The sequence below is a fragment of the Alteromonas sp. B31-7 genome, assembly GCF_015767655.1.
GTDB lineage: Bacteria > Pseudomonadota > Gammaproteobacteria > Enterobacterales > Alteromonadaceae > Alteromonas > Alteromonas australica.
In genome coordinates, this window is record NZ_CP065233.1 from 211,229 (window position 1) to 232,077 (window position 20,849).

Below are 20,849 nucleotides of genomic sequence, written 5' to 3' on the forward strand. Positions count from 1 at the left end.
TTAGTCTTCATTGCCTAGAGGTCGATATTGTAACGAGAACCCAAGCCAGGACCATACACGATGGCGTTTAACAGTAAACGGTTAGTGCCTCGTGATGAGCCTCTAAAGTTGGGCTGCCCTGAAAACAAAATTACTTGCCCTTTACCTACCCGTTCGCGAGTCAGATAGGCCGTGTTGGCAATACGTTGCTGTGCTTCAGGCCACACTAAACCGCTCATTCTTACATTAAGGGTTTTACCTTCTGGAAGGGTAAACCAGCGGCCGGTACTGTTGTTACCTTTTGCTTCGTCAGTTTTTTTCGCCGCTTTGTCGTTGGCATACACGCCTGCTCTAACCACGGCCTGACTACGAGAGTCCGACATTAGCAAAGGCTGGCTGGAATACATCAAAGGCAAGATGTCATTGGTGCCAACAGTAAGCCAATGAAGTTGATCGGTACGTCCCGCTACTATTGCGCCACTTGGCATAAATAGCTTAAGCCAGTTATCTCGGCGCTTGAGTTCTTCTTCACTTTGGGGTTTGGGTAAATCGGCCCATGGGTAGCGGTAATCTGTGTCTAGCGTGTGAGCCATGACACTTGATGATGATATGGCTTCAGACTCGGCTAGATATTCGCGGTAAAGGGCAATGTCGTAGTCCAGTGCTTTGTCGAATGCCCCTTCAAGGGTGCGAACCGTGCCAATGCCATCTTCTTTTGCAAGCGCCGCCGCAGAGCGGTCGTGAGCGATAAGTGTTCCGCCATTTTGTACCCACGCTTTTAGGGCAGCAAGCTGACCGTTTGAAAAATTAACCCGGCCAGACGGTAAAACAAGCACATTATAACGGCGAAGGTCGGTATAGCTAAGTGCGTTAACGTCAATCTGACTATGGCGAATACCTAAATTCGTGTCAATACTCCACCATGTTGCACCGGCGTCGTAGCTAGAAATACTGCCGTGGCTAATGATTGCTACCTGTGGCTTAGTGAGTAACGGGAGGTGTTCACCACCCCAATCCGGTAGGTCGCCTTTACCGTAACCATTTTGAATGGTGACTAGCTTAAGCCCTAGTTCATTGGCCATTTGGCTAGCGTGCTTCGCGACTTCGGTGTGATTAGGGTTGTCTGTAACCGTCACCACAATTGAACCTCGATTTAAGGTTTGATTGTTGTACTTAGCATCTTTATCAATAAACCTAACGTGAATGCCTTGCTCCATTAAGCGCGCGGCAAAGGCAACCGAACGGTCATCTGCGCCATCTACAGCCCAGGCAATACCAGCACTTGGCGTCGCATTAGAAATAGGCGTTTGGCGGTATTTCTCTAGGTTTTTAGTGAGGTGCTCTGGTACAGTGAGGCTATCAAGGCCATACATCATGGTGAGGTTCCATGCTGTGGTGTCGTACATCACAGATGAGCCGTCTCTGAGCGTTTTTTGTCTTTCTTCTATTAACACCGCGTCATTTACACCGGCATCAAATTCTAAAATGGCAGCAATAAGCGGTGCGTCTGGTTGACGGTTCGGTATAACAAGGCTGCCTTTCGGGATAACCGTATCAGATAACGTATTGCCTAAGTGGGTAGTTGCTTCATCCACTTCCATATCTTTTTGGGTAACGTATACCTCGATGCCTTGGGCAAGCAGCCTGTCAACAAAGGCGTCGGTTCGGCCTTTATTATCGTTGGCTAGCACCACAAAAGTGCGATTGGCAAACTTACCTTTAGAGGCCACATTATTTTTACGTCCTTGCCAGTAATCCTTGTACATCGCCTTACTGTGTTTGGCTAGGGTGTCTAAATTGGCCATGGTAGAGACAAACTGGTGATGCACCGCTTCCCTGTAAGTTTGAATGGTCCCTTCTGGCCGGCGAACGCCATCTTCAGCCATACGAGATTGTTCGTAAAGGATATGCATGGTGCCACGGTACTCGGCATAATTAGAGTAGCCAGGGTACCAATTTTCAAACCACTCACCGGTGTAATAACGCCACCCTTTGGCATCGAAGGCCGAAGTTTGGTCTTCAGCAAAGGTCACCGCCCATTTTTGCAAGTTGGGGTCGATATTTTGATTAAGCGGCTGACGGGGAGGCCCCATTAAATACGTATCTTGTGGTCCCATTTCATGACCATCAATCATCAATTGTGGACGCCACTGGTTAATTAATGCTACCCGGCCCACCGTTTCAGGCTGAGTAAGATAGAAAAAGTCACGGTTAAGATCGAAAAAATAATGATTGGTTCTACCATAGGGCCAGTCGCCTCTGTGCAGCAGTGACTGATCATCTACATTTGGCGCTGTCCCTCGGTACTGCTCTAGGGATTTTGCGAAGCGAGCGCGACCATCTGGGTTCATCATAGGGTCAATGACTACCACCATGTCGTCAAGAAGGTCGCTAACGGTCTGCTCTTCACTGGCAATTAAGTGGTAAATGGCAGTTAACGCGGCATCGGCACCGGACGTTTCGTTGCCGTGAATGGAGTATGCCATCCACGCTATTGCTGGCAGGTCATTAATAATAGCGTTTGCTTTGCTGTCTGATACGTTACGGGCGTCAGATAAGGTATCGATATTGGCTTTAATTTCATCAAGCTGAGCAAGTCGTGTGGGGGTAGAAATGAATACTGCAAGAAGCGGGCGCTGCTCGTGAGTGCGGGCGTATTCAACCACATGCAACCTATCAGACTGTTCAGCCCATGTCATAATAGCACTGTGAATTTGTTTTGGCGTGGCAACCCGAGATCCTACAGGGAAGCCCAAAAGCGAATCCGGGTGGGTGATATCCGTGTTGTAATTGCCACTGAGTAATTCACCCTTGTACTCAAGCGCGGCTTCTTTATTCGGTTTCATGAGCACTGCTGAATACGCGGGCAGCACAAACAAACCCAGCACCAGAGCGAACCATGTGCTGGTGGTTTTTAAAATCTTCATGTTTTTCCTTCGTTTTTCTGCGTTTTTTTCGTTTTTGTCATTGCCATAGTGGGCTGTGCTGGCACATTCGTCAACTGCACTAGGTTAAAATTTAGGCTAGGTGCGATTTGCGGTTAACACAAACCGAATTTTGTTTTTATGTCGGCTATACCACGTCTTTCAATTGTTGTTTTGCAATCAGTTTTACCGCGCGAGTTAGGTCACTTAATGCGCCTGAATCTATGGATGTCCAGTGCCAAAACAATGGCAGCCCTAAGGCCTGTTGTGGAAACAAAGACACAAGCTCTCCTTTTTTTACCTCATCCACAACTTGCAGTGTTGGTAATAACGCCCAGGCAACACCATCTACGGCCATTTTTACAAAACCGTGGGAGGACGGATACCAATGACATGAAGAGAAGCTAGGCGCTAGATTGAAACAGGTTTGTTGATAATCGCTGAGTAAGGTGACGTCGTACTCGTCGTAGAGTAGACCGGGGCTTTGCATTACCTTTTCTGGGCTGGGGGAACCCGAGATATAGCGTGCGATAAACGCCGGTGAAGCATAAAGTTGATAATACATAGTGCCTAGGCGAATAGATTGCCCGCCCGTCACCGGCGTACCGGTTTGGCTTATACATGCCATGACTCCACCTTGCTGCAATTTTTCGCGAGTCTGTGTTTGATCGGCATTATAAACATGAACCGGATTGCGCCGGGTTTCACTGAATTTAGCCAGCACCAACGAAAACCAGGTCGCAAGCACGTCATTGTTCACGGCCACCGTGATGGGTGAAGCGCTTTCTTGCAAACCGCTTTCAATATTTAGCGCTTCTTCTAACACACTGACTTTTTGGAAATGCGCCAATAATTCCCGGCCTAACGGGGTGGGCTTAAGCGGTTTCGTTCTTACAATCACCGGCCCACCCACGTTTTGCTCTAGCCGCTTTATTTTTTGCGATACAGCAGATTGGGTAAGACTCAAAGCTTGCGCGCCGCGGTCGAAGCCGCCGTAGCGTACCACTTCATTTAATGCGTAAAGTGCATCGTAATCTAACATAGCCTAGGCCCTGTAAACGTGTCGTTATTAATATTAAATATATTAATTTAAAACAAATATCATTAATTTAATTTAGTTTGCGTTATTGGTTAATATAGCGCCAGTTTTATTTATTCATTGAGAAAAAGGCACAAGGTATGTTTGCGGCAGCGACAAGCGGTTTAATCATGGGGGGCACGCTCATTATTGCCGTGGGGGCACAAAACAGTTTTTTGATTGAACAATCATTGAAGCGTCAATGGACAGCACTTTTTGTGCTTTTGTTTATTATTAGCGATGCTATTTCAATTAGTTTGGGTGCCATGGGGTTTGGTGTCTTGCTGCAAGAGTACCCAACACTAATTTCGATTACCAAATGGGCCGGTGTGGCGTTTTTACTGTGGATTGCTTATAACAAAATTAAGTCTTCAATGGCGGACGACGCGTTAGTTTTAGCCACAGCACATAAAGTATTGCCATTCAAAAAAGCGCTGTTAATCGCCTTGGCGGTGACTTGGTTAAACCCCCATTTTTATCTAGACACCTTATTATTAATGGGCAACTTAGCCAGTCAATGGCAACAAGATAAATGGTGGTTTGTCGCGGGAGCCATTAGCGCTTCTGTTATTTGGTTCGTCGGTGTCAGTACCCTAACGGCGAAATTTGCTCATCACATGCAGCGCCCTCGCTTTTGGCGTTGGTTCAATCGCGCGAACGCTGCTGTCTTAGGGTTGGTTAGCGTACAATTAGCTAGCCTTTAGGGTCAGGCTAGGGTGATTTACCGATAGCCTAGTTGAACCCGTAACTCTGCGAAGAACTGATTAATACGTTCTGCGTTTTTGCCCAAATCGCTACGGCCTACTCGCGACTTACTGCGCATGTCCACTAAGGTGTCATCACCCTGCGCTGTTAGCCGAATAACCACATCGTCTTTAAAGCCAAACCATGTGGTGGTGTCGGTGGCTTCAAGCGTATCTGGTTGCTCGCCTGCGCTAACTCTTTCCCAGCCTAAGCTCTCTATGGCTTTTTCTGCCGCCATATAGACTTCATTAATGGGCTGGGGGAGGCGCTGGGTTTTTATCTCTGGGTAGGCATCTAATTGTTGTCTGGTGACTTCACCGCCCTCATAGGTGATAGGGTTTGGCGCGTCTTTGCGCAAAGGGGCAATAGCGACAAATTCAGGCGGGTTGGTAACATGGGTAGTAATGTCGTGAATAGGTGGCACTGTGCTAGCTTTACTGGCCATGCTTAAGGGCATAGCAACCGCCACCAGCGCGAGAATGGCAAAGAGTGTGGTACTACCCCAATTTACGCTCTTGCGTTTAAGCAATACCTGCAAAATAATTAAAATTAGTGCTGCGCCGCCAACGTATACGCCAGAGCGAATAAGGGCAAAGGCAGTGCCTAGGTTTACTCCAGCATACTGGTAGAGTGGTCCGGGCAGCGTAACCATTAAAAAACTTACCACGCTGGTAAGAGCAATCAGTGCTTTCACAGTCAATCCTCGTTATTATTTTAGTGATACTTTAACAGTGCTTGGCGAAAATTGGTTCAATTTCGCGGTTAAATTTGTGTCAATGTGTGTAACCATGTGGCCATATCGTTAATCAATGTTGTCTACATCCGATGAATACGTCACTCGTTACCTTACTTGAAGATAGTTTACTTTTACTAAAGCCTACGCTTACGTTAGGTATCAGTGAGTTCGATCTTATTGCGCTGTTAAAGCGCCCGCCTTATTCGTTGTTTGATGAAGATGCGTTACGTGACCCATTAATGTTGTTTCAAACTCACTTTTTGGTTTTCCACGCGCTGTACAAACTGCAAATAAAATGGCGAGAAAGCGGTGAAGGGCGACTCGATATCCATACTACTAAGATTCTCTTACGGGATGATATCCAGCCACAGAATATCCCGCTACAAAATAAAGACGCCACACAAGCGCAAACCCACTTAGCGGGTTTAGATCCGTTGGCGAGTTATTATTTGAATTTAGACAATTTAAAAGGCACTAGCGAGGCAGACGTCGCCGCTTTATTAGATGATTTTTGGCGTCAAATGGCGGGGCAAAAACTAGGGGTGCCGAATACCAAAGACAGAGATAAGGCGTGCGATGTACTTAAGCTAGATAAGCAGGATATACTCACGTTGAATAGCCTTAAAGCGCACTATCGCAAAGCCTTGTTAAAGGTTCACCCAGATCGGGGTGGCAATGTTGAAGAGGCACAGCAAGTCATTCAGGCTTACCGCGTATTACTGAGTTCGTTAAAACGGGTTTAGTGGGCTTTTTCCCAGTTTCTGCAAAGCCACTGTGGGAGTGATCGCCATCACCTAAAGCACGAAACGATCTTAACATCTTTGTGGTTAGTACAAATTCCCTGCAACTGGACGATAAGATCAGCAAGTTTACCTTCCAGGGCTTTTATTCTTTAGTATAACTACGCACAATGTTCATCTTGCAGTGGCACAATTCACTATCGGCTGCCATGGGTGTATGTCGTACTTTGCTAACACCCGTTACAGTCAGACGCATCGGATGCAGCTAGGCTTGAAATACAAACTAACTTGAACACACACGGGTAAACGTTTTCGTTTAGCTGTATAGATTGGTTATTGAGATTGAGAAACTATATGAGTCGCCTATTTTTTGTTATTACTTCCATGGCTACACTGCTAAGTGTGGTGGGTTGTTCTGAAGCGCCGCAACAGGCAGCGCAAGCACAACAAGCTAGGCCTGCGCCTTCGGTGTCTGTGCTTACCCTTGCTAACCAGCCCATTACGCACGAGTTAGTCTTGCCAGGCAGAATTACACCTTCTCGCCAATCGCAAATTCGCCCCCAAGTCGACGGTGTTATTACTGAACGTTTGTTTGAAGAAGGTGCGCAAGTTGAAAAAGGTCAACAGCTCTATCAAATTGATGATGTGCGATACCGTGCCCAGCTAAACAGTGCCATTGCCGATGTTAAAAGTGCACAAGCTAACCTGAAAACCTTGGAAGCCAAAGCACGCCGATATGATGATCTCATTCAGCAAAATGCCATTAGCCAACAAGAATTTGACGATGTCATAGCACAAAAAGAGCAAGCGCAAGCCGCCATCAGCGTGGCAGAAGCATCGGTTGACCTGGCGAAAGTTAATGTAGGGTATACTCAGGTGTATGCCCCCATTAGTGGCCAAATTAGCCGTTCATTTGTGACTGAAGGCACCCTGGTCACGGCGAATCAAACCCAGCAACTGGCCACCATTACTCAGCTGGACCCCGTGTATGTTGATATGCAAGAGTCTGGACAGGCGATATTAACGCTACGCAAACAAATCCAGAAACAAGGTGCGCTGCCGGTTGAAATTACCCTTAATGAAAGTACAAACGAAAAGTACACACATGTTGGTTCAGTCAAATTCTCTGAAGTCACCGTGGATGAAGGTACGGGCTCGGTGGCATTACGCGCTGAACTGCCTAATCCAGAAGGTTTATTGATGCCAGGTTTGTTTGTGAAAGGGCACGTGATTACCAGCAAAGAAAGTGGCTTACTTGTGCCTCAAAGGGCAACCATGCGTCAGTCAGATGGCTCGTTAACGGTATACGTGGTCAATAACGAGAATCAGGTGGAAGCACGACAGCTAACCGTGGGAACAACTTACCAAGATCAGTATGTGGTAATAAGCGGTGTGCAAGAAGGTGAGCGGGTTATCGTTACCGGCTACCAAAAAGTCAAACCAGGTAGCACAGTCAACCCAACTGAGTGGCAATCTTCTTCACGTGGCTCACGTTAAGCAAGCAAGGAATTTATCGTTATGGCTCGCTTTTTTATAGACAGACCCGTCTTTGCGTGGGTACTTGCAATTATTACTATGATGGCTGGTGTTTTAGCTATCACCTCATTACCTATTGAACAGTATCCGAAGGTGGCGCCTCCTACGGTGACTATTAGTGCATCTTACCCGGGAGCATCTGCGGAAACCGTTGAAAACTCGGTCACTCAGGTTATCGAGCAAAGCTTAACGGGTATCGATAATTTGCGCTACTTCTCGGCCAGTAGCTCTAATAGCACCATGTCTATTAGCCTTACGTTTGCCCCTAGCGCCGACCCAGATATTGCGCAAGTGCAAACGCAAAATAAGGTGCAGGGCGCGCTACCACTGTTGCCTAGCGAAGTGCAGCAACAAGGCGTTACTGTGTCTAAGTCCAACAGTTCATTCGCGTTGGCGGTAGGGTTTTATTCAGAAGACGGCAGCATGTCTCAGTACGATCTGAGTGACCTTTTGGTGTCCCAATTTCAAGACCCTATTTCTCGTGTTAACGGGGTGGGTGATGTGCGTGTCTTTGGTGCGCAGCGTTCCATGCGAATTTGGCTAGACCCCGACAAACTCTACAGCTATAACTTAACACCGGTTGACGTTCAAGCCGCTGTACAGGTGCAAAATACCGACGTATCGGCAGGGCAGTTAGGTGGTTTACCTGCTATTGAAAATCAGCAAATTAATGCCACTATTCAGGCACAAAGCCGCCTGCAAACCGTGCAGGACTTTGAAAACATCGTTTTACGGGTAAATACAGATGGTTCTCAAGTAAGAGTCCGTGATGTGGCCCGGGTAGAGTTAGGCGCGCAAAGCTACGACGTCATTGTGCGTTACGACCGTAATCCTGCGTCGGGTATGGCAATCAGTTTGGCATCTGGGGCTAACGCACTTGATACCATTAATGCCATCAAAGCCCGCGTAGAAGAGCTTCGCAGCAACCTTCCAGACAGTGTAAAAGTGGTGTATCCGGTAGACAGCTCACCTTTCATTGAATTGTCGATTGAGTCTGTGGTGCACACCCTTATTGAGGCCGTGGTGCTCGTCTTTTTCGTTATGCTTCTGTTCTTACAGAACTGGCGCGCAACCCTGATTCCTACGATTGCGGTACCCGTGGTATTACTGGGTACTTTTGCTGTGCTACTTGCGTTTGGCTTTACCATTAACGTGCTCACCATGTTTGCGATGGTGTTAGCCATAGGCTTGTTGGTTGACGACGCCATAGTGGTGGTTGAAAACGTCGAGCGTATTATGGAAGAAGAAGGGCTTGAGCCAGCTGAAGCCACCAAAAAATCCATGACGCAGATTACCGGTGCATTGGTGGGTATTGCCGCTGTGTTGTCCACGGTATTTATTCCCATGGCATTTTTTAGTGGTTCTGCCGGCGCAATATATCGTCAGTTCTCAGTTACCATTGTCTCAGCTATGGCCTTCTCTGTGCTTGTGGCCATTGTGTTATCGCCTTCATTATGTGCCACTTTATTGAAAAAGCACCCAGAAGGGCACGATAAAAATAGCGGTTTCTTTGGGTGGTTTAACCGCACCTTCAACAAAGGCCGCGATGGCTATCAACGCACCACCACGCATATGGCTAAGCGTTTTAAGCGCTACTTTATTGTGTATGGCGTGTTAGTTGGGGGCATGGCCTTTATCTTTAGTCAACTTCCAGGAGCGTTCCTGCCTGATGAAGATCAGGGCCGTATGATGGTGTTAGTCAGCACACCACCAGGGGCAACTGCTGGGCGAACGTTAGAATCGATTAAACAAGTAGAAGATTACTTTTTAGATCACGAACAAGAAGCCGTTAACGGCATGTTCGCGGTAGTCGGCTTTAGTTTTGCTGGCCAGGCGCAAAATGCGGGTATGGCCTTTTTAAACTTAAACGATTGGAGTGAGCGAGACGAAGATAGCTCCGCCTTTGCGGTGGTCAATCGCGCATTCGGTGCGTTAAGTCAAATTCAAGACGCATCTGCGTTTCCTATTGTCCCGCCGCCAATCATGGAGCTGGGTAACGCGACTGGCTTTGATATGCAACTGGTAGACCGCGGGGGCAATGGTCATGAAGCCTTAATGAATGCACGAAACCAACTATTAGGGATGGCGGCGCAAAATCCGAAGTTGGCAGGCGTTCGCCCCAACGGCCTAAGCGATGTTCCACAATTCAAAATCAATATTGATAGTGAAAAAGCATCGGCACTCGGGCTGAGCTTGAGCGATATTAACAATACTTTGCAGATAGCTTGGGGCTCAAGTTATGTGAATGACTTTATTGATAAAGGGCGTATAAAGCGCGTTTATATGCAAGGTGATTTGCCAAGCCGCATGACCCCTGAAGATTTAGAAAAGTGGTTTGTTAGAAACAGCGATGGTGAAATGGTGGCATTCAGCACGTTTGCTACCACAGAGTGGGTGTATGGCTCGCCCAAACTAGAGCGTTTTAACGGAATTTCATCGGTGAACATACAAGGTAGCCCCGCAGAAGGTGTGTCGTCTGGTGAGGCAATGGCAGAAATGCAGAAGCTTGTAGATCAACTGCCTTCAGGCTTTGCTATTGAATGGTCAGGTTTATCTTATGAAGAGCAAGCCGCGGGCTCTCAGGCTTCGTTACTGTATGCCATATCTATATTGGTAGTATTTTTGTGCTTAGCCGCATTGTACGAAAGCTGGTCAGTCCCCTTCGCGGTAATGCTGGTGGTACCCTTGGGTATATTAGGCTCAGTCACAGCCGCCCTTATTTTCAACTTGCCTAACGATGTCTATCTTCAGGTTGCATTTTTAACCACCGTGGGACTGGCGGCAAAAAATGCCATTTTGATTGTTGAATTTGCCAAAGAACAGGTTGAGAATGGGGAAGACTTGATGGTGGCCGTGTCTAATGCGGCATCACAACGTTTCCGCCCCATACTTATGACATCCATGGCCTTTATTCTCGGTGTTACCCCGTTAGCGCTTGCCAGTGGTGCGGGCGCAGCCAGTCAGAATGCTATTGGTATTGCGGTTATGGGCGGTATGTTTGCAGCTACATTCTTAGCCATTTTCTTCGTGCCTATGTTCTACGTCATGGTAGAAAGGCTCTTTCATAAACAGACACCATCTAAATAAGCAGGAGCATTGCAAATGACAACGGTCATTTTTTCTCACGGAAAGGAGAGTGGACCTTGGGGCAGTAAAATTACGACTATGTCGAAGGTGGCAGAGCAACTGGGCTTTCGGGTTGAGAGTATCGACTATCAAGATTTAGACTCGCCGGAAGCCAGGGTTGACCGTTTGGTTGAGAATATATCCCAGCAATCAGACACTGTTATTTTAGTCGGCTCCAGTATGGGGGGCTATGTGTCATTGGTGGCGGCAGAACGTACCAATGTGGTGGGGGTATTCTTGCTTGCCCCCGCGCTATCAATGCCTGGCTACGAAGTACAAAACTACAAATATGCTGGGGAAGTGAGTATGGTGCATGGATGGCACGATGACATTGTGCCTGCCGAAAACAGCATTAACTACGCCCGTACCTGTAGTGCAAATTTGCTGCTCGTGCATGATGTGCATCGTTTATCAAACAGCATGCCGCAAATATCACCATTTTTCCGCAACTGGTTGAAGCCTTTCGATATTCACCGGCTTTAGCGCTTTACCTTGCAGGATGAAAAGCACGGCGAGCCTATACAATAGGCCGCCTGTGTTCACCTACGACTAATCGCTTACTTTGCCTCTGTGCATTCACATCATCACACTTGCTAAAATATGGCATTATGTGAGGAATGCAGGATAACTTGTATAGGTTGAAGTGATGGCAATAGCGTTACCCCCCGAGCCTAATTGGCATAAATTAATCAAATCTGGTTCGCGAGTGTTTGTTGGTGGTACCGCCTCTGTACCTTATGCGCTGGTTCAACATCTTATTGAAAATAGCGAAGGCTTTAGTGATATTGAATTGGTTCACATGCTGGCGCTTGGCGATACCCGTTGGGCAAAAGAGGAATATAAACGTTTATTCAAAGCCAACACTTTTTTTATTGGCGGTGAGGCCATTCGTCGTGCTGTTGATGAAGGGCGGGCAGATTATACACCCGTGTTTTTATCTGAAATATCGAGCTTGTTTAGTGATGGTACGTTGGCGTTAGATGCTGCCTTAGTGAATGTCAGTCCGCCGGATGAATTTGGTTATTGTTCTTTGGGCGCTGCCGTGGATATTTCCATGTCTGCGGTAAGAAACTGTCAGCAAGTGGTGGCACAAATCAACCCACAGGTTCCTCGCACCGCAGGGCATTCCTATATCCATATCAGTGAAATTACCGCCTGTATTGAAGCCAGCGAACCTTTGGTGGAAGTCAGTCCGCCCCCTATAGATTCCGTTGCTGAACGTATTGGTCAATATGTATCTATGTTGGTGGACGATGGCGCAACGCTGCAATTCGGCATTGGTAAAATTCCCAGTGCAACGCTGAAATATTTGTGCCATCACAAAGACCTGGGTATTCACAGTGAAATGCTCACAGACAGCGTTATCGAGCTTTTGTCTTCAGGCGCGGTGACCAATAAAAAGAAAACCTTTCACCCCGGTAAGGTGGTAACTAGCTTTGCTATCGGCTCCAGAAAGCTTTACGACCTGATTGATAACAACCCGCATATTGAATTTTATCCAAGCAGTTATGTGAACAAGCCCACCAATATTGCGAAAAACGACAATATGATTGCCATTAACAGTGCGTTGGAAGTCGATCTTACGGGTCAGGTGGTGGCAGATTCATTGGGCTATGATTTTTATAGTGGCATTGGTGGGCAAGTGGATTTTGTGACTGGTGCTTCTATTAGCAAAGGAGGCAAACCCATTATCGCTCTGCCTTCTACCGCGAAAGATGAAACCATTTCCCGTATTACTCCAAGAATTTCCGAAGGTGCAGGCGTCGTCACCTCAAGAGGCAATGTACAATACGTTGTGACGGAATACGGCATTGCGTCGCTTAAAGGAAAAAGTATTCGCGAGCGCGCACTTGAACTGATTAGGGTGGCCCACCCTAAGTTTCGTGCTCAGCTTTTAGAAGAAGTCAGAAAGCACTATTGGGTGCCGCATTATCAAGAAAAGTACCCCACCGACATTCCTGAGTTAGGGGCTATTCAATTGAAACGCTTGAATATTCAGGGGGAAACCTTTTACATGCGCCCCTTAAACCCTGCGGATGAACGGCGTTTGCAAGAGTTCTTCTATTCCCATACAAAAGAAACCCTAAGGCTACGCTACAACTACGACCCCAAACAAATGTCACGGGAGAAGTCGTGCAACTTAGTTAGTGTGGATCAGTCAGCAGATGTGGCCCTTTGTATTGTTAAGCAAGATGGCTCACGCATTACTATTCAAGCCGTCGGTCGTTTTTATTTAGAGCCAGTCAGTAATACCTGTGAAGTAGCCTTTGTGACCAGAGAAACCCAGCAGGGGAAAGGCATGGCCAGTCGTTTACTTAACCAACTAATCGACATTGCTAAAGCGCGGGGTATAGAAAAAATGATGGCATATGTCAGGGGAGAAAATAAGCCCATGATCACCATTTTTGAGCAAGCCAATTTCATTCGAAAGTTCACCGGTGATCCAAGTGACATTGAATTGGTTTTAGATGTGGCAAATGCACAATGACCATACGCATCTTTAGAGGAAAAGCCAGTATCAAGCATGATGTCGACAAGACCCATCCGGAGTCGCCGGACCGCTTGTTCGCCATTGACGATCAACTGCTGGCGTCAGGGTTAGAAATGGTATGCGAACACGCTGACGCGACGCCAATTGCTAAAGCTTATTTAACCTTGGCGCATAGCCCAACCTATATTGATGAGGTATTTGCACAAGCCGCTAAAATTGACGAGGCAGCCCCCTCAAATGAGCAAAATGTGGTGTGGCTTGCTGAAGATACTGGGCTGGTAAAAGGAAGTTTAACTGCAGCATTAGAATCCGCAGGAGCGGCGTGTCTTGCTGTTGATTGGGTAATGCAAGGACATGACCGACAAGGCTTTTGTGCAACGCGACCTCCGGGGCACCATGCTACCTACGACAGTGCGATGGGGTTTTGTATCTTCAACAATATTACCATTGCCGCGCGGTACGCCTTACAAACTTACGCATTAAAGCGTGTCGCTATTGTGGACTTCGATGTGCACCACGGCAATGGTACCGAGCATATTGTGGCGGGCGACCAGCGTATCATGATGTGCTCAAGCTTCCAGCATCCCTTTTACCCTCATAGTGGGTCGCCAGTACTGGCCAGCAATATATTGTCAGTACCCATTGATGCGGGTGCTACAGGCGAAGTGTTTCGCCATAAAGTCGCGCATTGGTTTGCTGCACTCACTCACTTTAAGCCCGAGTTAATCTTACTTTCCGCTGGTTTTGATGCCCATGCTGAAGATCCTATGGCCCATTTACGCTTAACCGAAGACGACTATTACTGGTTAAGCGTAGAACTTAAAAAAGTGGCCGACACCTGCTGTGAAGGCCGTATTGTGAGCGCATTAGAAGGTGGCTACGACATGAGTGCATTAGGTCGTAGTGTGGTGGCACATTTAAAAGGGCTAGCGTATCAAGTTGCTAAGCCAGCCCTTTAGCGCGCCTTGTTAACCGAAGGAGTAAAAGCGCAAAAACAGGGGGTTATGAAAACAGCATCCATAAGCCAGCACCTAGCATGCCGAGGTTTTCCGTCAACGAAATAAACCCGAGAGGCACATCGCTATTGCCTCCTACACAGGCGCATTTTAGTTCCCGTTTATCTATGTATACGGCTTTAATAACCGACACAGCACCAATTGCGCCGATAAAAATAGAGAAAGGGGCAAAGAGCATGGCGGGGATACCTGCAATCATGGCTAAACCTGCATAGGCTTCCACAAAGGGGTAAACATACGCATACCTTGGCTTTTTCATGCCTAATAGGTCATAAGTAATGAACTGCCGTGAAAACGCCACCACATCTTGAATTTTTTGCAGTGACAGCAGCACCATAGATACGCCGATAAAGGTCATTATTGTACCTTCAAGGGTAAATATCTCACCGTCCTTAAATACGGTGGCGCGTAGCAGAAAAGCTAAGGTGGCCAGCGCCGCCAGTGCAAAGGTAGCAATCACGGGCGTGTAGCGAGAGCCAAAGTCTTCCTCGGGGGTTTTGTTAAAATGACGCCTTAGCTCATCATACCCTCCGACTCTTTGCCCATCGATAAAGGTTTGTGGCGTGGTGTCTACGCCATGCTTCTGCTTGAAAGCATCGGTTTCCTCTCGGGTACTTAGGTGCCTGTCATCGACTTTGAATCCTTCACGCTTGAGCAAGTCTTTCGACTTGAGTCCAAACGGACAAATGTGACCCGGTGTTACCATTCGATATAAGGTGGCTTCTTTATGCATTGGCTCCTCCATGTACAAATTTCATGCAAAGTTAGGGGGTGCGGTAAGCTTTATAGGGTAAAGCCGCGCAACGGCTATGAACCGTGAATGACATAAAACATTACATATAGCATGCCAAAACGAGAGAAAGGCCTAACTTAGGCGTGGCAGAAGCAGCCTTGGCCGTCGGCGTTGATAATGGCACCAGGGTATGCGGGCGTCTTGGTGTACTGTAAAACCTCTTCCACCACGTTTTTACCAGTAAAGCATCCATACCCTGTGGCGTAGGGGCCGAGGTAGCGAAGCTGGTATTCATCATCAATGACGATGAGTGCTGGTGTGGCAGTCATCACAGACTTAAGCTCTGGGACTTGTTCTAATGACAGTTCAACAGAACGATAGCCATCAGTTTCTAATTCAGCCAGCAGTGCCTGCTGATGGGGCTGAGCGAGCGTGTCGCAATAGCAGGCCTTTGAAGTACTTACATGAATAATAGAGGCGGAAGGAATGCCGTTTTGCTGTAAAGCGCGCGCAATATCAGTGTCAAAACTAGCCTCGGTAGAGGCGTGCAAAAGCACGCCTTGCGGGTCAAACTCCGATAGCTGCTTTTGACTATAAAACAGCAATCCCGCCAATATGCATGCGGCCCAAGCGAACAGCAAAAGCCAGCTTGAGCGCTTCGCCATCTTACTTAGCACTTAAAGCGAGCAATGGCATTTCGCATTTTCTGCGAAATGTCAGTTAAGGTTGTTACCTCCGCTGACAAGGATTCAGCGGTAGCCAGTTCCTGAGAGGTAAACTCGCTCAACCTTGCTGTGCTTTGTGCAATAGACGCCGACGCGGTTTCTTGTTCAACGGCGGAGGTCGCAATTTCTGTCATGCTTTCACTGGCATTTTGAATTTGCTGCATAATAAGGGTCATTGCTTCGGTGGCGGTATTCGATGACAACACGGCTTCATCTACCAGCGTAATACAGGTTTGCATCTGATCAACCGAGTTTGCCGTTTGGTTAACGAGCTGTTCGGTAATGGTGGTAATTTGGTCGGCACTTTCTTTCGAGCGAATTGCCAGCGTACGTACTTCGTCAGCAACCACCGCAAACCCACGACCATGTTCGCCAGCGCGGGCAGACTCAATGGCCGCATTCAAAGCTAGCAAGTTTGTTTGCTCTGCCACTGCGGTTATGGCACGCATTGCTTCTGATATATGACTGCACTGCTCGTTTAATGCTTCATTTGTTTTTGCCGCACTGTTTAACGTATTACGCAGAGAATCTATGGTCTGACTGGTACTAGAAATAGAGTCACGGGTGGTTTGCGAAGAGGCTTGAGCATCATGGGCTTTGTCACTGGCAAGGGTTGTTTGCTCAGTGGATAATTGCATAGTTTGCGCAATTTCTTCGGTAGACGCAGACACCATGGCGAGCTCTTGATCTGTATTTTGGGTGATTTCAAACATATCGCTAGCCGCTTTTTCCATTTTGCCGCAACCACGCACCACATCATCGGTTAACGATGACGCTAGTTCAACTAAGTCTTTAACCTGGCCAATAAGCTCTGCGAAAGGTCGTGTAACAGGGTTTGAAGCATCAACGTTTACACTTAAATCCAGTCGCCCCGCTTCTTTTTGCATATCTTCAATCGCTAAGCGAAGTTGCGCCGCACCAGCACCTTCTTGGTGGGCTTGTTTGGCCATATACATAAGTACGCCGCCTTCCGCGAGGGCAAACGCAGCGTGCATTAATAGGATTGAGAATGTCACATGACCTTCTTCAAATATCACTAACGGCGCGCCCTGGGTTTGCAAAATAAAGAAAGAAATGTGGTGAACCGCAACCACTGCCGTCCCCATTGCAATCACCGTCCAATCTCTGAAGTAGGAAAGAAACGCCAAAATAACAAAAATTTCAAAGTGGACTTCTATTAAGCCGAAACTTTGGTGAATATGTAACGCCGTGAGTAATTGCGTACCAATGGCCATGGCATGGCGGCTGATAGCAGCATAGGGCTGTGAGAAGCTAAGCAGCAGAGGAATAGCAGCAATCGGAATACCAAATAGAAATGCAGGCAGTAGTTCGCCAGTGATAAACCCAATAACCAATGATATCAGCCATTGAATGACAATGACGGCGCGAAAGATCTTATGACCTTCGGCAATCCAAGGGTACTGCATATGACTCTCCAAAGAATGTACGCTTTTTATAAGTGTAGGCAACAAATGCTGTGTGTGCTAATAACGAAAATAGTACGGTGAGTGAGGAGTTTAGACCACAAAACTTTAGTCTAAGACTTAAATATAATTCACTCGCAATTTAGCCGTAAAACCATTATTGCCAATGATTCTAGAGCATAGCGACTAGCCTGTATGTCGCCGAAATAACCTGGGCAATTACCCCATATAAAACCTTACACAGCCCTGGGGGCCAAGCGTCCCCCACATTCATTCCCTAAACATCGGTTAAAAACCACAAAGGCAGCAAGAGTGATGGTGTGTTAAAGCACACCCTAAGTGATACCATAGCCTCATGAAAAAGCAGTCATGCATCGTACGCAGACTATCTACTACAGACCCGTCGCTTTCGTTAAAAGGGCCTAAAGCAGTGGCAAAAATTGTTTTTCTATCTACCGATAATTTAGAAGGTTTTTTCGTTTACGATACCTTACTCATCCCCTTCTTTGAGCAGGCAGGGTGGCAGGTAGCCACGTTGTCTTGGCACAATAAAGACATCAACTGGAGCGATTATGATTATGTCATCGTGCGCAGTACTTGGGACTATCAGCAGTATCCGTCTGAGTTTACCGCCTGTCTGGAGAGTATCGATAAATCGAAAGCAAAATTGCTGAACCCATTAACCTTGATAAAGTGGAATATTGAAAAAAGCTACCTTTTAGATTTAAAAGATAGAGGGGTGAGTACTGTACCGACGTTTTGGCAGTCCCACTTTTCAGTAGACACCTTGGTACAGCAATTTGACGTTTTTGCCACCGACACCCTAATTATCAAGCCCATATTAAGCGCCAATGCCGACGATACTTACAAGGTGAGCCGAGATAATATTACCCAATTTATACCGACTTTATCTCGCTGTTTTGCTGAGCGGAAACACATGATTCAGCCATTTCTTCCCTCCATTGTAGAAGAAGGTGAGTATTCACTGTTTTATTTTGCCGGGGCGTTTAGCCACAGCATACGAAAAGTACCCAAGTCGGGTGATTTTCGTGTACAAGAAGAACATGGTGGGGCACTGCATCTTATTGAACCTGATCAGACGATGTTAGACGCAGCTCTTCGAGCCCTTGACGCCATGCCGGAACAGGCGTTGTATGCACGTGTAGATCTGGTGCGCTGTAAAGGTGAGTGGGCGTTGATGGAGCTTGAGCTGATAGAGCCGTCGCTGTACTTTAATTTATCCCCTTCATCGCCTCAGAAATTTGTGGACGCATTTTTAGCGATGCATCAGCAAGACGCTTTAAATCCGTAGGCGATCACGCAATTCATAAAAAAGCGCCCCACATTCGAGTGAGGCACTTTTTTGGGCGGGGTACGAGGCTTGTTTTAGGCCGCGACTATGAGATTTATCGCTGTACCGACTAACGTTTCGAGATGCTGGTGAGCTATGCTTAGCCTGTCTTTGTGGACTTACAGAATGTCGGTTATTGCTACTATTATGGCTTCTTTTTAGCGATGGCTCATGGCGTGTCGAGGACGACTTATTGCTATTAGTCGCCGGCTTGTGTGACTGACGGCTAAGCTTTTGTTGCACATTTGCATAGCGTTGGTTTCCTCTTACCCCCTTGTCTTGAACACGTTTTTCACGGTACTGGTTATTACCAGATTTGTTCTCGCGTACCGTGTTTTTATGGGATTTATTTCCTCGTGTTGTGTCTATCGTGCCCTGATTGTTGCGTACTGTCCTATTACGATTTCGATTGTCCGATAACTTATTTTTGAGTTCACTGTGACGTACCAGGGTATGTCTATTAGGGGTGCCTGTTTTAATTTGATGCTTGTTGCCGGGTTTATTTACCATGATGGTTTGCTTGTGCTGGTAACGTTTTGGCGCCGTATGTGTCACCCGCTGTGAATAGCGCGCACGGCGGTGGTCAACATTATGGTTCCAACGTTGGTAGCCTTTACTGTAAACCCGCTTTACAGGTGTATGGCGGTAATAGCGTGTCACCGGACCACGATGCACAACAAGATGGCGGTTATGCCAGTGAATGCCACCAAAATAGAATAAGGTAGAAAGGTGTACGCGAGGCGACCAATAAATTCTCGCACTTTGGTGCACACTCACACCAAAGTGCCAGTGATAAGGTGCAATACTGTGATTCCAGTGACCAAAGACATGTGTGGGGTTGTAATAGGGCACATAGATGGTCTCTCGATGCCGCGGAGCGATATAAATGATGCTACTTTCTTGCGCAACATCAAGGTAATCATTGGTGCGTAAATTGCCAGAGTGATAGGCATGTTGTCGCAAAACCTGAATGCGGTCTAATACCCTGTCTTCATTCACTAACATGTTGTCACCAACTTGCTCCATCCAGTCGATATCTTCTGCCATGGTATGCAAAATATCGGTAAAAGGCGCAATGGCTTTTACACTGGGATCCCAGCTGATAGGGGTGATGACCTGCTCAACTTGTTGCGCAGTAAGGTGCGTGTTACTTTGCCGCCAGCGGTCGGCGGCAATCACATCAAGGGGATACGTGGTAGCAATAAGAATATGCGTTAACAGTGCATCAGGGTATAGCGCAATAGGCGCCAATAGGCTATCTAGTTGTGCATCTGAATAGTCGGCAACCTCTACTTGGGTTTGACTTTGGCTGGAGGCAGACGCAAAGGTAGGCACTAGAACTGCACCACTACCCAGTAGCAAGAGTATTGATAAGGTGACGTTTTTCATACATTCTCCTCACTCTAACCAAGCTGCTTGTGATTAAGCATAGTGGTAGAGATATAAAAGTATGTATACGTTATAAACCTTGGGATATTAACCTAAGCTGAACCAAACTGAACAGGGCTCAGTTTGGTTAAACGAATAGGCAGCGAAAGATAGTTAAGCGGGTAATAGCTTACTTAAATGCGTGGGGGTCGAAGGCGTGCCCTAGCTTTTCAGTTTTTGTTTTGATATAGCCTTTGTTGTCTTCGGTGATGCCATGGTCAATGGGCTTACGTGCGACAACATCAATACCTAACCCTTTAAGAGCAGCCAATTTTTTGGGGTTATTGGTCATCAGTTCAACGCGACTTACTTTCAAGGTGTCGAGCATCACTTTACAAATATCGTAGCTGCGTAAGTCAGCATCAAAGCCCAAATGTTCGTTGGCTTCAACGGTATCCATGCCGCTATCTTGTAGATTATAGGCGCGAATTTTATTCAGTAAGCCAATTCCACGACCTTCTTGGCGCAAATATAAAAGCACGCCACAACCATTATCAACAATATTTTGCATGGCTTTCTCAAGCTGAAAACCACAGTCGCAGCGGGTGCTAAAAAGCGAGTCGCCAGTTAGGCATTCAGAATGAATACGAATAGGCACCACGTCGTTGTCTTTCCAGTCGCCGTAAGATAAAGCCACATGCTCCTGCCCACTGGCTTCAACGAAACCATGGATCTTGAAATTGCCCATGCGGGTAGGCAATTTAGCGGAACTGACATATTCGTATTTTGGCTGTTTGCTGCTCATGTTACTTCTACACCCATCTTCATAAGCGTTATTTGGGGGTGCTTTTTTCCTTTACAAGGGCTAAAGACACACA

General features: G+C 46.9%; 16 protein-coding genes. 8 read left to right on the top strand and 8 right to left on the bottom strand.

All coding sequences use genetic code 11. The features are described 5' to 3' along the window. Nucleotides 1-14: 14 nt before the first annotated feature. Both IUA53_RS00895 and IUA53_RS00900 read right to left on the bottom strand, forming a co-directional pair. Nucleotides 15-2,906, bottom strand: coding sequence for a M14 family metallopeptidase (locus IUA53_RS00895; RefSeq protein WP_044055533.1), 2,892 nt, complete (start codon nt 2,904-2,906; stop codon nt 15-17). 145 nt (nt 2,907-3,051) lie between these two features. Continuing rightward, complete coding sequence (locus IUA53_RS00900; protein ID WP_196897962.1) at nt 3,052-3,945, bottom strand: ArgP/LysG family DNA-binding transcriptional regulator; 894 nt, start codon at nt 3,943-3,945, stop codon at nt 3,052-3,054. Between the two features lie 137 nt (nt 3,946-4,082). Between IUA53_RS00900 and IUA53_RS00905 the strand changes: the two genes are divergently transcribed. Continuing rightward, nucleotides 4,083-4,685: a LysE/ArgO family amino acid transporter gene (locus IUA53_RS00905; RefSeq protein ID WP_044055535.1), complete on the top strand. Its 603-nt coding sequence runs from the start codon at nt 4,083-4,085 to the stop codon at nt 4,683-4,685. 17 nt (nt 4,686-4,702) lie between these two features. Here IUA53_RS00905 and IUA53_RS00910 read toward each other — a convergent pair whose 3' ends face one another. Beyond that, nucleotides 4,703-5,419: a DUF1499 domain-containing protein gene (locus tag IUA53_RS00910; protein ID WP_196897964.1), complete on the bottom strand. Its 717-nt coding sequence runs from the start codon at nt 5,417-5,419 to the stop codon at nt 4,703-4,705. Between the two features lie 131 nt (nt 5,420-5,550). On the opposite strand from IUA53_RS00910, the gene IUA53_RS00915 reads away from it, so the two are divergent. The 6 genes from IUA53_RS00915 (at nt 5,551) to IUA53_RS00940 (ending at nt 14,313) form a co-directional block, all read left to right on the top strand. Further along, entirely contained in the window at nt 5,551-6,204 is a 654-nt protein-coding gene (locus IUA53_RS00915) for a DNA-J related domain-containing protein (protein ID WP_196897966.1), read from the top strand. Between the two features lie 351 nt (nt 6,205-6,555). Then, entirely contained in the window at nt 6,556-7,698 is a 1,143-nt protein-coding gene (locus IUA53_RS00920) for an efflux RND transporter periplasmic adaptor subunit (protein WP_044445933.1), read from the top strand. Between the two features lie 21 nt (nt 7,699-7,719). Next, nucleotides 7,720-10,824: an efflux RND transporter permease subunit gene (locus tag IUA53_RS00925; protein WP_196897968.1), complete on the top strand. Its 3,105-nt coding sequence runs from the start codon at nt 7,720-7,722 to the stop codon at nt 10,822-10,824. Nucleotides 10,825-10,839: 15 nt separating this feature from the next. Beyond that, complete coding sequence (locus IUA53_RS00930; protein ID WP_044055540.1) at nt 10,840-11,346, top strand: alpha/beta fold hydrolase; 507 nt, start codon at nt 10,840-10,842, stop codon at nt 11,344-11,346. 163 nt (nt 11,347-11,509) lie between these two features. Continuing rightward, entirely contained in the window at nt 11,510-13,351 is a 1,842-nt protein-coding gene (locus IUA53_RS00935) for a bifunctional acetyl-CoA hydrolase/transferase family protein/GNAT family N-acetyltransferase (protein WP_196897970.1), read from the top strand. Continuing rightward, nucleotides 13,348-14,313: a histone deacetylase family protein gene (locus tag IUA53_RS00940; RefSeq protein WP_196897972.1), complete on the top strand. Its 966-nt coding sequence runs from the start codon at nt 13,348-13,350 to the stop codon at nt 14,311-14,313. The genes IUA53_RS00935 and IUA53_RS00940 overlap by 4 nt, the downstream gene beginning before the upstream one ends. Nucleotides 14,314-14,356: 43 nt before the next feature. Here IUA53_RS00940 and IUA53_RS00945 read toward each other — a convergent pair whose 3' ends face one another. The 3 genes from IUA53_RS00945 to IUA53_RS00955 form a co-directional block, all read right to left on the bottom strand. Then, nucleotides 14,357-15,103 carry a glutaredoxin family protein gene (locus IUA53_RS00945; RefSeq protein ID WP_196897974.1) on the bottom strand — a complete coding sequence of 249 codons (747 nt, stop codon included), beginning with the start codon at nt 15,101-15,103 and terminating at the stop codon, nt 14,357-14,359. Nucleotides 15,104-15,240: 137 nt separating this feature from the next. Next, nucleotides 15,241-15,768, bottom strand: a complete 528-nt coding sequence (locus tag IUA53_RS00950; RefSeq protein WP_196897976.1) for a DUF6436 domain-containing protein — start codon at nt 15,766-15,768, stop codon at nt 15,241-15,243. Between the two features lie 5 nt (nt 15,769-15,773). Next, entirely contained in the window at nt 15,774-17,255 is a 1,482-nt protein-coding gene (locus IUA53_RS00955) for a methyl-accepting chemotaxis protein (protein WP_196897978.1), read from the bottom strand. 427 nt (nt 17,256-17,682) lie between these two features. Here IUA53_RS00955 and IUA53_RS00960 point away from each other — a divergent pair, with 427 nt between their 5' ends. Next, nucleotides 17,683-18,564 carry an ATP-grasp domain-containing protein gene (locus tag IUA53_RS00960; RefSeq protein WP_196899386.1) on the top strand — a complete coding sequence of 294 codons (882 nt, stop codon included), beginning with the start codon at nt 17,683-17,685 and terminating at the stop codon, nt 18,562-18,564. On the opposite strand, the gene IUA53_RS00965 is transcribed toward IUA53_RS00960, so the two are convergent. Both IUA53_RS00965 and ribA read right to left on the bottom strand, forming a co-directional pair. After that, a complete protein-coding gene (locus tag IUA53_RS00965) occupies nt 18,553-19,992 on the bottom strand; it encodes a DUF3300 domain-containing protein (protein WP_196897980.1) in 1,440 nt (479 codons plus the stop codon). The genes IUA53_RS00960 and IUA53_RS00965 overlap by 12 nt on opposite strands. 169 nt (nt 19,993-20,161) lie before the next feature. Continuing rightward, nucleotides 20,162-20,776: a GTP cyclohydrolase II gene (ribA, locus tag IUA53_RS00970; protein ID WP_044055546.1), complete on the bottom strand. Its 615-nt coding sequence runs from the start codon at nt 20,774-20,776 to the stop codon at nt 20,162-20,164. Nucleotides 20,777-20,849 lie beyond the last annotated feature (73 nt).